The following is a 15,607-nucleotide window of genomic DNA, read 5'->3' on the forward strand; positions in this document are numbered from 1 at the left end:
AAAATAGGAGACAGAAGGTAAGCGTATGGGAAACTTGGCAATTATCAGCGATTTACATGTAGATATCAATCAGTTTAGTGAACAAGAATGGCTGATTTTGTGGAAGGTTCTCACAGACAAAGGGATCACACGGCTTCACTTAGCTGGAGATGTGGCGAATAAAGTCGATCTTTGCCAAGCAGTTGTTGAATTTTTTGCTAAAAAAGGAATTCCTACAACGTTCAACTTTGGGAACCATGAATTGGTAGATGTTGAGGGAGAAGAAATGATGAATCATTTTCCAGATTCTCATTTTTTAAATGAACGATATCTGGCGTTGAATAAGCAGACAGTCCTACTTGGGATGAATGGTTGGTATGATTATCAATTCTCAGAGTTAAAAGAAAATAAACAAATTCTGCGCATGAAGAACCTTTACTGGTATGATCGTTTTATTAAACGAGAGGGAAGTGACATTGAAGTCAACGCTCGAGTTCTGATAGCAATGAAAAAGTTACTAGACCAGTTAGAAGCCAAAAAACTGGACGTCATTTTAGCGACGCATTTCGTTCCTAAAAAAGACTTTATTGTTTATCAGAACGCTCCATACGAACGCTGGAACAACTTAAATGCTTTTTTAGGTTCCGCTTCTTTTGGACAACTATTAGATCAATACGATAATATCAAACAGGTTGTTTTTGGTCACACCCATCGTCGTTTTGAAGATAAAATCATTCATGGTACCCGCTATAGTTGCCGTCCTTTTGGCTATTATTATGAATGGCAATTGACGAGGGAGTTTGTACGAAAAAATCACTTGATCGATAGTTATCATCCCATGAAGTTACGCACGCTATTACGAAAACACGACCCCGGGTTTAATCGCTACCGCAATGAACATTTGTATGAAGAGTTTGCAAAAGCCATGACGATCATTTCTTATTAGAAGGGTCGTCGTGGCTTTTTACAGGCGTACGGAGCAGGTGAAAGAATCGCAACAACAATCAAGGCCTTTTTTTGCACGATCTCGTGAGCAACTTTCCGAATGATTAAATTTTGTCTACTAATCTGATCATTTTTTTGATAGAACCATTCACACAGCAGTTATCTAGGTTATGGTTATTTAATCACATTAGAGAAGATATGTTTTTTAATCGCTAAAATGAAAATGGGACTGAAGAATGTACCGAACTTCAGAAGTTAGACTTTTGGTCTAACTTTTGGGGAGACTACAGAATCAATTCTGTTTCATTAATTCCATAAATTATAGAACTTTTATTTTAACGGTCACGTGTCCAATAGTTATTTTGCAAAGAAGCTTCATTAGACATAGTTTTAGCTGGCTGGGTTGCCTTTATAGATTCTATCTTTTTTTTATTTAAATTAAGATAAGGGTCCTGCATGATTTCTTTCGTGATATGGGCATAAATTATCTCTTGTTTTTGTTGAATTTGCCATTTTCTAATATGATATTTTATTCTAAGAAAAGGATTTTTTGAAGTTTTCCATTTTTTATTTATTTTGGGAAGAGACATTTTAGCGTGTTTTCTTTCTTCATAATATGAGTAAATGATGTCTAAAACTTTATTTTCATTGATATCATTACCTTTTAGTACATTCAAGAAACGTTGATTAGTCTCATAGCTAGCTTCTATCTTTTCCATAGGTTTTATACTTATATTATTTTTACGATGATCAATATCTTTATAAACATCCGTATGGCAACAAAATAAGGCTGTTTTAAAGGCTAGATTAACACCAGCAAAGATACAATTACCAACCATTTGCTTTTTTACTTTAATTTTTAAATCAGATGCTTTTGGTGAGACATATGAAATATCATCATTATTTGAAAGTTCTACGATCGCGTTTAAAATGCCATAGTTTTGCATTTTATTATAACTACCTACGGTTTTATTGGTGCTTTTGTTATCCAAGAGTACCTGGCTAAGTAATTGTAGTTTTGATTTAGGAATCTTTACATAGCTTCCCTGTCGCTCATTATAGTAACCGCCTTTATCTAATATGGCTACTGTATAATAGTCTTTCTTTTTATGTATGAGTAATCCGACACTATGTTTAGTGCCCTCACCTTCAGTAAGAAAGTTAGCAGAGGTAATGATAAAAGAAGTGTAATTATCGGATTTTAATCTTTCTAACAAGTGAACAATTTCAGTTACCATTTGAGTTTCATAAAAATCAATAGTATGTTGTAAGGATTCAATTACAGAGGCTTTGTGTTCTTTAGCAACGAAGAAATTATCTGAATCTTTTAAGATCATCTTCTGATAATTAGAGAATAGTAATTGATAAAATTCTTTAGCATCGGGTCCACTAGAATGGAAGACATTGCTATCTTTTAGACCTAAGAATAAGGCCAGTAATTCTGCTTTTTTTTCAGTACTACTTAGATTTTTTTCAGACATTTTTAATACACCTCGTGCTTATAGTTTTAATTATGTAACAATGAAATTGATGCTTGCAGTTGTAAAAAGTCTACCTCCTTAGATAAGTGTAAGCTTTGAGACTGTTTGCGCACAAGCAGATTATTGATTTACAATGTTTCCTTTAGCGAATGAATACGTCTTTTGGCGCCATTTTTTCGGTTCTTGTTTCGTTAGCTCTCCTATTTTTTTCGCTAGTTATTTTTTCAAAAATATCGATCATATTTTTGGTATTACCATCTTTTGGATATGCTCCTGTTTCCTGATCTTCTATAATTGCTTTGTTTAGGTATGTCGGTCTCTCTATTTTTAAGATTTTTTGAATTTCGTTATGATCGGTAAACATTTTTTTGATTGCTTCATGTATTCTGTTTTTTTCTGCTGCTAAAGGTTCCTTGATCGCATTCGCTAGTTTTCTCAGTTTGTACAGTTCAAATAAATAATCAAGATGAGGAGATTCCCCATATTCTGCTTTGATCGCAGTTAAAAGACGTTGATGCATCTCAAAAGTATCACTCCATTTTATTTTTTTTCTACTTTGAGAAGCGAGAAGGTCATGGCGACAATGTAAGAGCGCAGTTTTTGCAGTAGCTTCTATTTCTTTGACCACACAATTTCCTTCTTTTTGTTCATGCATCGTATAGTCTAGTGACGAAAAGCTGTTGGAAGAGGAATGGTCAATAATTCTGTACAGAATATCATAACAAGTTTCGAGTTTAGGATGATCTCTCTGTGCAAACAATTCTTTACAAAGGGGAGCCATTTTCTCCGAAGAAATTTTAACCATATTTACAGATGAATTTGACAGGTGCTTCCTTTTATCCACTAGAATAATTCTATAGTTTTTCGTTTCTTTGTAGATGAGTGCTCCGGAAACATGACCACTTTTTTTATTTTTCTTTATACTATAAGATAAGGGCAAAAGAATAAAATCTTGAGGATCATTTGAAACCATCCGCTTTAAAGTATGAAAAAGTTGTGTGTGACGAGTAAAAGAATAGAAATCCTTGCTTCGGTTGAGTGACTGAATCATTTTTAATTTGTCTTGCTTACGTACAAAAAATTCTTGTTCATCTTGTTGGATCATTTTAATATAAATAGAAAATAAAAGTGGGTAATTCACTTTATCATCTTCCGGAGACCATCTATTATTTTTCTTTAATGATAAAGAAAGAGCAAATATATCAAGATGTCGTTGAAGCTCTGTTTCGTAAGGCATAGGAGTTCCTCCATTCATAAAATAAATAGTAAAGTCTGCGATTTATTTTGCGTGCTTACTTAGTATGACATAGGTTAAAAGAGGACAGAAATCAATTTTTTCTCCAAATAAAAAAACTTGGAATCGAAGTGATTCCAAGTTTTTTTGATAAATTAAGCCATAAATAAGAATTTGTATAAGAAAACAGCAACGATACCAGCACAAATCGGTGCAACAACAGGTACCCATGCATAACCCCATTGTGATGAACCTTTATGTTTTAATGGTAACAATGCGTGGACTAAACGTGGTGCGAAGTCACGTGCTGGGTTCAAACCAGGTCCAGTAGGTCCGCCGAGAGAAGCAACTAACGTCCATACTAAGAAACCAAGAGCTAAGTGTGCTGTACCAAGATTGTCTTGGAAGAAAGGTGCTTTAGTAATTCCTAGTGCACCAAAGAATAAAACAAATGATCCAAAGAATTCATTAACAAAACCATTGAATTTAGAACCAACACTGTTGATTGTTGAGAAAGTACCTAATACATGGTTTACATCGTCTGTTTGATCATAATAAGGTTTGTAGCAAGCTACAACGATCAATTGCCCAATTGCGGCACCAATCAATTGAGCAGCAATATAAGGTAATACTTCAGCCCATGGGAATAAACCATTTGAGGCAAGAGCAATTGTGAACGCTGGGTTAATATGATTTCCACTGATACCACCAAAAATCATTGCTGGCATCATTACACCACAGCCATAACCTACAGCGATCAACATCCAGTCACTTCCATAACCTTTTGTTCCTTTTAAATCTACGTTTGCTACAGCACCATTCCCAAGAATGATTAATAAAGCTGTACCGATCATTTCCGCCACAAGACGGGTCATAAGTGAATAATCCATATATACCTCCAAAATTTATAAAAATGCAAAAAAAAAGAAACAACAACACAATAGGTGTAGTGCTTCGCATCCGACGTTTTTATTGGTCATAAATAAGTGCAGATAAAAAAATGATTTCTATGTATAAAAGAAATCTGACCAACTTCCAAAACAACGTACGGAACTTTCCCACAAAACACCAACCTTAATTATAAATATACCAAAAAAAAACGACTATATTTTTCAAATATTGTACTTTAGAAACAGCACAATTTGAAAATTTCAGAAAAATATTGTTAGTAAAATGAAAGCTAACAATAAGGAGTGTTTCATAGATGAAATTTTTTCAAGAATTTTTTATTATCCTCTTTTTCTCAGTTTTAGGTGAAGGAACTCGTGTATTGTTCCATTTACCAATTCCTGGAAGTATCCTAGGTATCTTATTTTTGTTCCTAGCTTTTGAGATGCGACTAGTAAAGCCTGAGCATTTAGGAGGAACAGGTGATTTTTTATTAAATAATTTAACGATTTTATTCGTCCCGGCAGGGGTAGGTTTACTTGACTATTTTGGTGATATTGCGACAATTTGGCCTATTTTATTAGGTGCGGTAGTGATCTGTTCGATCGTAACGATGGTCGTAGCAGGCAAAACGGCAGAAGTAGTAGAAAAAATGTTACAATCTGTTCAATTGAAACAAACAAGTAGCCAAAAGTTGCAGAAAATCAAAAGGAAGGAGCAACAAATTGACTGAATTTATTCGTAACCCATTATTTGGATTAAGCTTAACGTTAGGTGTCTACGTATTATCAGATAAATTTTTACGCAAGTATAAATTGCCAATTATCAATCCGTTGGTATTGTCTATTTTAGTGATCATTCTTTTTCTTCATTTTTCTGGAATCAGTTACCAGGATTATAATGTGGGTGGGAATTTTTTGACCATGATGATCACGCCAGCAACAGTTGCATTAGCTATTCCTTTATATAAAAATTTTCATTTGTTAAAAGAAAATTTTTTCCCAGTCATTGCGGCAATTTTAGCGGGGATCGTAGCTAATTGCTTAGTCAGTGTGGGTATTGGCTATTTATTTACATTAAAAAAAGCGATGGTCATTTCTCTGCTACCTAAATCAGTGACAACAGCGATATCTGTTGATCTTTCTCATACGATGGGAGGAATCAATGCGGTCACGCTTGCAATTGTTGTTTCTACTGGTATCTTTGGGTCGTTGATCGCTACTCATATCTTTCGTCTTTTTAAGATCAGCAGTCCGATTGCTAAGGGGGTTGCGTTAGGAAGTACCTCTCATGCGATTGGTACAGCAAAGGCAATCGAATTGGGTGAGATCGAAGGGATTATTTCAGGCTTAGCCATTGGCGTCAATGGCATGCTGACCGTCTTTTTATTACCATTATTATTTCAGTTTTTTACTAACCTGTTTTGATGTTGTTTCCCAGGATTTATGCTACAATGAAAAAAACGTTCTAGCATAAAGGAGTGGTAAAAGTTGTATTTGTCATCTGAATATTTAAAACGATTTGATAAAGACCTTTATTATAAAATTCTCCTGCTGGAAAGTTTCGAGGATCATCAGTGGCACACGATTGCTGAACTGGCACAAACAGTCCAATTAGATGCAAGAAGTGTCGCTAAGTACTTAAACGAATTAACAAAAAATTACCATCAGTTCAACGAGAGCTCTCAAACATTGTTTATGAAAACCCCTCGTTCTGGCTATTCCTTTTATGATACGCTTGATTCTATCGAACATGAGCGTTTTTTGATTTTTCTCGTGCAAAGTACGCTGAAATACCAGCTATTGCACGATATTTTTTTTGAAGAGTTTCATACGATCTATCAATTTGCTCAAAAACAATATATCAGCGAATCAACTGCGCGTCGAAAGATCAACGAGTGGAGAGAACAATTAAAAAATTACGGGATTTATTTACAACGTGGGACTTATGTGGTGCAAGGAGAAGAAGAAATCATCCGGCTTTACCTTCACATGACGTTTTGGCAGTTGTTTCGTGGGAAAATTTGGCCTTTTGTAACGATTTCACAATTAGATGTGAAAAAAATTGCTGAACAAATCATGGCTTTTTTCAATGTTCGCCTTAATGAGATCAAAAAAAGAAGACTAGAGTATATGTTAGGAGCTTTCTTCTTGCGTAAATCTCAGAAGCATTACGTATCGTTAAACGAACGAAAGCGACAACTGATTACTGATAATCCTATGTTTCAAAAATTTTGTCATTGGATGCAACCAGTGTTTCCTAACTATTTTCAAAATGAAGAAGAATTAGGTGCGTTATTTTTAGTTTTGATGACACGAGAAGAGTACTATACGGATGAAGACATCCGAGAAGAAATGTTTGCTTTCCATCGAAGGAGACAAACACCACCCTACCATGCACTTTATGAAGCAAAAGAAGCATTAGCTCTCTATCAAGTGGAACAAGGATTGTCAGAAGAACCCTTAACAAAAGAAGCTGAAACCTATCTTTTTAGTAGTCATTTATTTGCCTATCTTTTTCCAGAAGCTAAGGAAACCATTGATGGGAACGACAGTGACTTTATAAATCATTTGATGATCGAAAATAGTGAAATTATCCAGTGGCTCGATTTGTTTTTTGAGACCGAGCAAAAAGTGGATCAGCTAGCATTTCAAAATACGTCTTTTTTGATGGGGCGGTATTTAACGGTTTTAAAGACAATGGGTGCATTTACACCAAAGTTACCGCAGATCACGATTCTTTTGATGACAGATTTCCCTCTGTTTGAAGAGCAGTTGTTAATAGAAGACTTACATCGTTTTTTTCGAAATGTTTATTGTTTGAAATTTTTACCAACAGATTATCGGGGACGAGAAGTTGATTTATTACTTTCAACGAGCAAAGTGCATCGTAAGCCATGGTCTGATTTAGAATACTTTATCGTGACTGGAGAGTTACAGTTAAACGATTATATCCAATTGTACCAAAAATTTGTGTTGATCCAAGACCGAAAAGACAAAGAAAGGAACGAAATAAATGACATTTGAAGAAATTTTACCAGCATTAAAAAAAGGGAATAAAGTAATTCGAAAAGGTTGGAGTGGTTTTGAATTGTATGTCGTTCTTGTTTCAGGAGAAGAATTTGACGGTTGTCCCGTTACCCCTTACTTTTTAATCAAAACAAGTGACGAAGGATTTTCCAGTTTTGCGCCTACAGTCTGTGACATTTTAGCTGAAGATTGGATCATTGTGGAATGAAAAATAGATACAGTGATCTAACAGAGAAAGTTGTTTTTGTCACTGGAGCAGCTTCAGGTATCGGACAGGCACAAGCTAAAGCCTTTTTAGAACAAGGTTCGCGGGTGTTTGGTTTTGATCAGCAATTAGGCCGAATGGACGATCTATCCCAGCAATTTTCTGAAACCTTTGCTTATTTTTTAGGTGATATCACGAATCATTCTTTGTTAAAAAAGGCGGTTGAACAGTGTCACGAAACGTTTGGAAAAGTTGCGATCTTGCTGAATACAGCAGGAATTTTAGATGAGTACCAGCCATTGTTGGAAACAGATGAAGCTTTATGGGATCGAGTGTTTGCTGTTAATGTCAAGAGTATGTTTCAGCTGACGCACTTGATCCTTCCGGACATGCTTGAGGAAGAAACAGGGACAATCATCAATATGGCATCAATTGCTGGCTTTGTCGGTGGTGGTGGCGGGATTGCCTATACCAGCGCAAAGCATGCGATCGTTGGTTTTACGAAGCAATTAGCATTAGATTATGCTTCTAAAGGTATTCGTATCAAAGGGATTGCGCCAGGAGCAATTCAAACACCTATGAATGCAGCTGATTTTGCAGGAAATGGTGAGATGGCGGAATGGGTAGCGAATGAAACGCCTGTTAAACGGTGGGCACAACCAGAGGAAGTGGCTGAATTAACGTTGTTCTTGGCGACCCCTCAAGCAAGCTATATCCAAGGGACGATCGTTCCAATCGATGGTGGTTGGTTATTAAAATGATTTTGTCTTTTTTATTGTTTTCAGATATGCTATGATTAGCGAATTTATTCGCACTACGGCACTTCAGTTGGAAGTCAATTCCCATCCTTTGGTCGTAGTTATTACCAAGAGTTGAGAGAGACGAGATTTTTTGTGGCATTTTTGACCACAAGGATGATCGATTGTATCACGACCTTGTAAAGGAGAAAGAATATGGATCAAAAGAAAATTCGTTCTACTAATCGTTTTACCACAGCAGAAATTGCTCGAATGGCACTTGTAACAGGCTTATATGTGGCAGTTACATTCGTGTTGTCAGTTATCAGTTTTGGTGCCATTCAAATACGTCTTTCCGAAATGTTCAATTATTTGTCGCTCTATAATAAAAAGTATATTTTGGCTATCACGCTAGGTGTTGCTTTAGCCAATCTTTCCTCACCATTGGGATGGATTGATGTAGTAGTTGGTAGTATCAGCACCTTACTCGTCTTATTGATTAACTATGAGATAACAAAACGAGTAAGAAACATGAAAATAAAAATGGTGATTACAGCTTTGGTCTTTGCATTTTCTATGTTTACAGTTGCTGGACAATTGAAGCTATTCTATCAATTACCCTTTTTCTTCACTTGGGGAACTGTTGCTTTGGGTGAGCTAGCTTCCATGCTAGTGGGAGGAGTCATCATTTATTGGGTCGGACAAAAAGTAGATCTAAAAAAATAAACGACGATTTAGCTAAGGCTAAAAATAGAAGATAAAAAAACTTAAAATTGAAAGCTTTCAGATTGAAGACAATCCTTATGTAAAAATGAGGTTTGTCTTTTTTATATGTCTTTTTTCGCTTGATATTTTTTGATTTAGCTTTATCATATTTAGACAAGCAAAAGTAAGGCCGATTTTCATGTGCATTTTTACAATTCCTATTTGATTGGTATAACGTAACCCATGAAATTCTTTTGTGGTGCTGAATATTCGTTCAATCGTTTCTTCTCTTTTTTTATAGAGATCTTTAAACTTACTTTGTTTTGAAAGCATCAGGTACAGCTCCAATTTATCGTTCTGTTTTAACGTATAAAAAAGACAAAGCACTATAAATAAGTACTTTGTCTATAGTCTGAGATGGGTTATAAACAGAGCCTTTCTTTTTCTTATTGCCATTTATCGCATTGAGATTTGTGTCGATTAAAAAGAAAAATGACAAAATATAATTAATTACTTATATCTTATGTAGTGTTCAGAAGGGGAAGGCTATGTCAAATAAAAAATATGATTTACAAGATGAAGTTTTGATGACTGCGGCTGAAGCAAGTATGAATAACTTGAATACAAAAGATTAGAAGCAGAGATACTTAAAATTTCTTATAAAAATCGGTATAGCTTGTTAAAAAAAAAGAAGGAACGTTTGAAAAAAATTGAAAGACCTATTCCTGAAGTATATCAGAAAAAAATCAAAAAATGGCTGCAACCTAATAGTTGTTTTGAAGAAGGTATAAAATTTGCACTTGATTATAAGGAAGTAATTTATTGTATCGGACAATTTCAGCAAAACGAAGTTTATAACGCTTAGATCGAATTTCAAGATCAAGAGTATTGTTTTGATGGACACTGCAAGCTTTTTATAAAAAAGAAAACTAAAATAGTTGTATATGAGGACTGCTGTAGGAATCACACAAGTATGCTAAATATGGGTTATATCCAGAAGATTATCAAGCTATAAAATAAATAGTTTAAATAATATTTGTTTTTTTATAAATATTTAATTTGTTTGAATGTTGTTTTTTTAGCTTTTTGGTGTTTAAAAAATATTTTATTATTTAAAAAAACGTTATTATAACGACACCGTTTTATCATCATTATTTTTGGGTAATATAATGTATGAATTTCCATTAGGGGTTATTATTGTATTGTAAACGTTTGCAATAAAATAAATGAATGGAGAAGACCAAATGAAAAAAGAAATTGGTAGGTCCTCTAAAAGTATTTATGCTTTATTTTTCGCAATTCTTTTATGTTTAGGTATATTTTCTCCCACGGCATCAATAGTAGTAGCAGCTGATGAAATTGCTGTGCCAGAAGCAACTTCAATAGAAGTAGTGAAAAATGCGAAATGGGTCGCATTAGAACAGGAACTAGCTACACCTCAATATCAAGTAGCTTCGAAGGCCAATCCTGAAAGCACGGCACAATATATACTTAACAAATATGAGGGAGCAGAAGCCTTCGCTGCTGGGTTAGGTCAACGTATACAAAATGGTGGCTGGAATGTATATTATAATACAGCTTCTGGCAAACAAACTGCTCGTACCGCTTATAATGGTATGTATGTTGCTGCTGCAGGAACCGGTAGCCTTGCTACGGCTTTAGCTAAATTTAGTACTTCTGCTGGATCAGTAGTTATTGGAGCTGCAGCTCTTTTAGCAGGTATAGCAATGGGTAAGCTTACCCTTTACTCAAAAGATTGCAGAGATAAAATTGACAACCATGGAAATACCGGTACTGCTCGGATTACACTTACTGAATCAAGATGGTCTTCTAAATATGATAACCGTTGGTAAATTGATCATTTAAACTAAAATACAATCTCTGTTAAATTTATTGATATAATAAATGAGTATAGAGATTGTATTTAGTACATGAGGAGGTGGGAGATGAAATCCCTGGGTTTTCTAAGAATTTGTCAATTTATTCTCTTAGCTCTAAGTCTTTTTTTAGCTATGAAACACCATGCATCATTCGCTTTGTTTCTATGGGCACTATCTAGTGTACTGAGTTTCACTATCCCCCAAAAATATCGATCCCTTTTTCGGTCACCTTACAAAGGATTATTCTTTCCAGTATGGATTGAAAATATTATGGAGTTAGTAATAACAATAGGTGTACTGCTATTGATGAGCTTTCTTTCATGATATAGAAATAAATACGTTGATTTGGAAATATAGTTGCCGCTTGGTAAGGGGCAACAATTATTTAGTTACTACAAAGAATGCTTAAACGTCTCTAATTTTATGTTGGAGGCGTTTTTTTCTGGCGATAGATCCTTCCAAAATTTAAAGTAGTGATCTGTTAGTTCAATGCTACTGATAGTATCCTAATGTACATGGTGTTCACGAATCAACTGTATAGCAACGTATTAAGAATTAAGAATCAGAAATTTTTACAAAATATAATTTATATCAGATTGAAGACAATCCTTATGTAAAAATAAGGTTTGTCTTCTTTTCTTTAGAAAAATACTCTTTTTTCGCTTGATATTTTTTGATTTAGCTTTTTCATATTTAGACAAGCAAAAGTAAGCCCGATTTTCATGTGCATTTTTACAATTCCTATTTGATTGGTATAACGTAACCCATGAGATTCTTTTGTGGTGCTGAATATTCGTTCAATCGTTTCTTCTCTTTTTTTATAGAGATCTTTAAACTTACTTTGTTTTGAAAGCATCAGGTACAGCTCCAATTTATCGTTCTGTTTTAACGTATAAAAAAGACAAAGCACTATAAATAAGTACTTTGTCTATAGTCTGAAAGCTTACGATTGTAAGCTTTTTTTATTTATCAACAATTCAAGGAATTTAGGTAATGCCACAATCAGTTTGAATCAGTGACGATTTTATTTTAAAAAATTTTTCGTAAAGGAATACAACGTAGTAGTTGTTTTGTCTAGTTATTTATCCATACTAAACAACTGAAGTCGAGACAAACGTTTTTTTAGAAACAGACCTACCGAAGCGGCAGCAATCGATTTGATTGCTTCAGGGATTATAAAAGGAAGAAATCCACTTAAAAATGCAGTGTGAAGAGAAAGACTGCTACTGATCATTAACCAAAGCATGCCACAGCATAATGCGGCTGCTGAACCAACTAAGTTTGCGGATATTGTCAGAGGATAGCGAGAACCGACTTTCTCCATGATAAATCCAATTAGCCAAGACTGGAGGATAAAACCAACTAGATAGCCACCGGTAGGACCGAATAATACACCAATCCCTCCAGACATCCCCGAGAAAACAGGTAACCCAATAAGACCTAATAAAAGATAGATCAAGACGGAGACAGTTCCTGTTCTCTTACCAAGGAAAGTAGCAGTTAAACCAATGGCAAAAGTCTGTCCAGTCAAAGGAATTAGACCTAGAGGGAAAGTGAATTGTGAAAGAACGGCAATGATCGCTGCAAATTCTGCAGCAAGAATGAGTTCTTTGAGTGATTTTGTCATAAGTTCTCCTTTGTTAACCATTTTTATTTTCTAAGTTAACGAAATTGTATAAGAAAAATTATTTTTTGTAAAGTATATTTTTTAAATAAACGAAGTATTCCTTCAAAATATTAGTCTATCTTCCTTTGAGGATAGGTTATATGTTCAGTTAAACATTGTTTCATTTTGAACTTTTTGGCAAGTCTCAACATATGATTCTAGGAGAGTTACACGGGCGAATCAAATTCAAATAAAGAAGAGAGCTAGAAAAGAGAGAGGGAAATCTACATAAAAAAAGCCCAACTATCGAATAGATAGTGGGCTTGTAAGCCAAAGCTTTGAAAATTATAGGCTTTGGTTGTAGTATTCAACGACAAGAGCTTCGTCGATTTCTGGATATAGTTCGTCACGTTCTGGTAAACGAGTTAATGAACCTTCCAATTTTTCAGCATCGAAGCTTACGAATGCTGGACGACCAACAGTTGCTTCAACAGCTTCTTTGATTGTTGTCATGTTTTGTGATTTTTCACGAACTGAGATCACTTGACCAACTTCAACGTGGTATGAAGGGATATCAACGCGTTTGCCATCAACCATCACATGACCATGGTTAACTAATTGGCGAGCTTGACGACGAGTAGTTGCAAGACCTAGACGATAAACAACATTGTCTAAACGTTGTTCTAGTAAGATCATGAAGTTAACCCCGTGTTTACCTTCTTTGATTTTGCTAGCTTTAACGAACAAGTTACGGAATTGACGTTCGTTCATTCCGTACATGTGACGTAGTTTTTGTTTTTCAGTTAATTGCATACCGTATTCTGATTGTTTGCCACGGCTGTTTGGTCCATGTTGACCTGGAGCGTAAGGGCGACGTGCTAATTCTTTTCCTGTGCCTGATAATGAAATACCTAGACGACGAGAAATTTTCCATGATGGTCCTGTATAACGAGACATTAAAATTTCCTCCAATAAAATAAATTTAGTTTTTGGAGTAAAATAATCCGATAAAAAATTCATAATCGTGTAGTCCATTCTTCAATCTTCACCTTTGCAGCCGCGGTTACGCAATTGAACCCGAATCGGGGCAATGAACTAGGGACGAAATTATTATTTTTCCGCTGCATTATTTTACACAAAGTCCAGTATAAGGGAAACAAGGTGAAACTGTCAAGTACGTTTCTCTTTAAAAACGCTTTACAAACCTTGTTTCACTCTATAAAATAAGAGGGTATCTTTTAAAAGCATGAAAAATAAACGTACCAATCTTAAAAAGAAATAAATGAAGGATCATGCTTGTGTAAGCACAGCCTATTTTCAACCTACAGAGCCACTAAAAGGTAGTGACAGTGATTTTTCAGCTGTCACCTAAGATACGGGCTTGATTTTTCAAGGAGGACTGTCTTGGAACTTTTAGTTTTTCAAAAAAATGAAGAAAAAGCACATCCAATGGAAATGTATATGAGAAATCAGTTCTCATTTGCAGGTGTGCCCAAACCAGAACGTTGGAAATTGCAACAAACACTTTTGCGTGAAAGCAAAGTGCTTGATGTTCCAGACCTTTTTTTCCTTGTTTTCTATTATTATGAAAAAAAAGAACGGGAGTATCAGTACCTGGCGATTGATTTGATTCAACAAAACATCAAACGTTTATCATTGGATGAGTTGGTCGAATTGTCTGTATTGGTACCGGAAAAAGCATGGTGGGATACGATTGATACTTGGCGGAAAGTTTATGCTACATGGTGTAAACTTCATATGGAACAATTAGAGACGGTTTCTCTTTTGTTTGAAAAAAAAGAAGATTTTTGGCTTCGGCGAATAGCAATTACGTTACAGTTAGGATTTAAAGAAGCTACCAATCAGCTGTTGCTGGATCGAGTGATTACTGAAGATCGCTTCTCAAAGGAATTTTTTATTCAAAAGGCGATTGGGTGGGCATTGCGCGATTACAGCAAGACAAATGTTTCTTGGGTAAAAGAACAATTGACAAAAGAATGGTCTGCTTTGACAAGAAGAGAAGCAAGCAAGTATTTATAAGAAAGTGAGTCGACTAAAAAAATGAAACGTAAATTATTTGCTTTTGATATTGATGGGACGCTACTGGACACAAATAAACAAGCATTAGACAGCACAAGAGAAGCCTTGGATAAGTTACGTAAAGCAGGACATTTGGTAACGATTGCTACTGGACGTAGTCGTTTCCATGCGCAAGAGGTTATCCGAGATCTAGCATTTACAAATTATATCTTATGTAATGGCGCTGCTGGATTTTTAGATCATGAACAAGTTTATAAAAATTTGCTTGACCGTGAACAATTAGACAATTTTGTCAAAGAAGCACAAGATAAAAATATCGATACTGCTTTTGTGAGTCTAGATAATATCAAACGTTATTCTTCCAATCATGTGGGAATGATGGAAGAGGCAATGCATTCATTTGGTGCTGTTTTACCTGAACTGGATCAGTACTTTGTGGAAGAACAAGATATCTATCAAGCTTTAGCATTTTTTGATCAGAATTACGATCATCATTTTTCTAGTTACGATAAGATTCGATTTGTTCGTTGGCATGAAAAAAGTGTGGATGTTGTTCCACATGACGGTTCAAAAGCAGCCACGATTTTACACCTAGCAGAACAAGTCGGAATTGCGCAAGAAGATATCATTAGTTTCGGTGATGGCCAAAATGACCGGGAGATGCTGCGTATGTCAGGCATTGGTGTTGCAATGGGAAATGCAGTTCCAGAGGTACAAGCAGAAGCGAAGTTGGTTACTGATACAAATGATGAAGATGGAATTTGGAAAGCATTGAAGCAACTTTCCATGATTTAAATAAACAAGTATAATCTAGGATAGTAAAAAGAACTAGTTGGAGACTGACTTCAGCTAGTTTTTTAGTAGTTTCAGATGAGGGT

General features: G+C 35.1%; 16 protein-coding genes and 2 pseudogenes. 11 read left to right on the plus strand and 7 right to left on the minus strand.

The genetic code is table 11. From position 1 onward, the window contains the following. Positions 1-25 precede the first annotated feature (25 nt). Positions 26-925: a metallophosphoesterase gene (locus AB5M32_RS06360; RefSeq protein ID WP_063626414.1), complete on the plus strand. Its 900-nt coding sequence runs from the start codon at positions 26-28 to the stop codon at positions 923-925. A 334-nt stretch (positions 926-1,259) separates the two neighbouring features. Here AB5M32_RS06360 and AB5M32_RS06365 read toward each other — a convergent pair whose 3' ends face one another. The 3 genes from AB5M32_RS06365 to AB5M32_RS06375 form a co-directional block, all read right to left on the minus strand. Beyond that, entirely contained in the window at positions 1,260-2,405 is a 1,146-nt protein-coding gene (locus AB5M32_RS06365; RefSeq protein ID WP_010720395.1) for a hypothetical protein, read from the minus strand. Between the two features lie 142 nt (positions 2,406-2,547). After that, a complete protein-coding gene (locus tag AB5M32_RS06370) occupies positions 2,548-3,642 on the minus strand; it encodes a hypothetical protein (protein WP_368024369.1) in 1,095 nt (364 codons plus the stop codon). A gap of 152 nt (positions 3,643-3,794) precedes the next feature. Further along, on the minus strand, positions 3,795-4,529 hold the full coding sequence (locus AB5M32_RS06375; protein ID WP_010720393.1) for an MIP/aquaporin family protein: 735 nt from the start codon (positions 4,527-4,529) through the stop codon (positions 3,795-3,797). Positions 4,530-4,843: 314 nt separating this feature from the next. Here AB5M32_RS06375 and AB5M32_RS06380 point away from each other — a divergent pair, with 314 nt between their 5' ends. The 6 genes from AB5M32_RS06380 (at position 4,844) to AB5M32_RS06405 (ending at position 9,224) form a co-directional block, all read left to right on the plus strand. Further along, positions 4,844-5,260 carry a CidA/LrgA family protein gene (locus tag AB5M32_RS06380; protein ID WP_010720392.1) on the plus strand — a complete coding sequence of 139 codons (417 nt, stop codon included), beginning with the start codon at positions 4,844-4,846 and terminating at the stop codon, positions 5,258-5,260. Then, positions 5,253-5,954, plus strand: a complete 702-nt coding sequence (locus AB5M32_RS06385) for an LrgB family protein (RefSeq protein ID WP_010720391.1) — start codon at positions 5,253-5,255, stop codon at positions 5,952-5,954. Before AB5M32_RS06380 ends, AB5M32_RS06385 begins: the two co-directional genes overlap by 8 nt. A gap of 63 nt (positions 5,955-6,017) precedes the next feature. Next, the gene (locus tag AB5M32_RS06390) at positions 6,018-7,553 is read left to right on the plus strand and encodes a helix-turn-helix domain-containing protein (protein WP_034698668.1); all 1,536 of its coding nucleotides are present in this window, start codon (positions 6,018-6,020) and stop codon (positions 7,551-7,553) included. Continuing rightward, positions 7,543-7,764, plus strand: coding sequence for a DUF2829 domain-containing protein (locus AB5M32_RS06395; protein ID WP_010720389.1), 222 nt, complete (start codon positions 7,543-7,545; stop codon positions 7,762-7,764). Before AB5M32_RS06390 ends, AB5M32_RS06395 begins: the two co-directional genes overlap by 11 nt. Beyond that, a complete protein-coding gene (locus AB5M32_RS06400) occupies positions 7,761-8,522 on the plus strand; it encodes a 3-oxoacyl-ACP reductase (protein ID WP_178286963.1) in 762 nt (253 codons plus the stop codon). The genes AB5M32_RS06395 and AB5M32_RS06400 overlap by 4 nt, the downstream gene beginning before the upstream one ends. Before the next feature lie 192 nt (positions 8,523-8,714). After that, positions 8,715-9,224 carry a QueT transporter family protein gene (locus tag AB5M32_RS06405; protein ID WP_010720387.1) on the plus strand — a complete coding sequence of 170 codons (510 nt, stop codon included), beginning with the start codon at positions 8,715-8,717 and terminating at the stop codon, positions 9,222-9,224. A gap of 123 nt (positions 9,225-9,347) precedes the next feature. On the opposite strand, the pseudogene AB5M32_RS06410 reads toward AB5M32_RS06405, so the two are convergent. Beyond that, positions 9,348-9,515: pseudogene (locus tag AB5M32_RS06410) on the minus strand (transposase); the annotation flags it as partial. Between the two features lie 388 nt (positions 9,516-9,903). On the opposite strand from AB5M32_RS06410, the gene AB5M32_RS06415 reads away from it, so the two are divergent. Together AB5M32_RS06415 and AB5M32_RS06420 are read left to right on the plus strand one after the other, a co-directional pair. Further along, positions 9,904-10,068, plus strand: a complete 165-nt coding sequence (locus tag AB5M32_RS06415) for a hypothetical protein (RefSeq protein WP_193796983.1) — start codon at positions 9,904-9,906, stop codon at positions 10,066-10,068. A gap of 379 nt (positions 10,069-10,447) precedes the next feature. Beyond that, entirely contained in the window at positions 10,448-11,056 is a 609-nt protein-coding gene (locus AB5M32_RS06420; RefSeq protein WP_141639396.1) for a hypothetical protein, read from the plus strand. A gap of 706 nt (positions 11,057-11,762) precedes the next feature. Here the strand turns inward: AB5M32_RS06420 and AB5M32_RS06425 are convergent. The 3 genes and pseudogenes from AB5M32_RS06425 to rpsD form a co-directional block, all read right to left on the minus strand. Further along, positions 11,763-11,915 (minus strand): annotated as a pseudogene (locus AB5M32_RS06425) (transposase); the annotation flags it as partial. 246 nt (positions 11,916-12,161) lie between these two features. Continuing rightward, on the minus strand, positions 12,162-12,710 hold the full coding sequence (locus tag AB5M32_RS06430; protein WP_010736828.1) for a biotin transporter BioY: 549 nt from the start codon (positions 12,708-12,710) through the stop codon (positions 12,162-12,164). 324 nt (positions 12,711-13,034) lie between these two features. Continuing rightward, positions 13,035-13,646: a 30S ribosomal protein S4 gene (gene rpsD, locus AB5M32_RS06435; protein ID WP_010720384.1), complete on the minus strand. Its 612-nt coding sequence runs from the start codon at positions 13,644-13,646 to the stop codon at positions 13,035-13,037. A gap of 447 nt (positions 13,647-14,093) precedes the next feature. On the opposite strand from rpsD, the gene AB5M32_RS06440 reads away from it, so the two are divergent. Beyond that, positions 14,094-14,729: a DNA alkylation repair protein gene (locus tag AB5M32_RS06440; RefSeq protein ID WP_178286961.1), complete on the plus strand. Its 636-nt coding sequence runs from the start codon at positions 14,094-14,096 to the stop codon at positions 14,727-14,729. A 21-nt stretch (positions 14,730-14,750) separates the two neighbouring features. Beyond that, on the plus strand, positions 14,751-15,524 hold the full coding sequence (locus AB5M32_RS06445) for a Cof-type HAD-IIB family hydrolase (RefSeq protein ID WP_010720382.1): 774 nt from the start codon (positions 14,751-14,753) through the stop codon (positions 15,522-15,524). The last annotated feature ends 83 nt before the right edge of the window (positions 15,525-15,607 follow it).

It is taken from the genome of Enterococcus sp. C57, from assembly GCF_040887305.1.
Classification (GTDB): Bacteria; Bacillota; Bacilli; order Lactobacillales; family Enterococcaceae; genus Enterococcus_B; species Enterococcus_B hirae.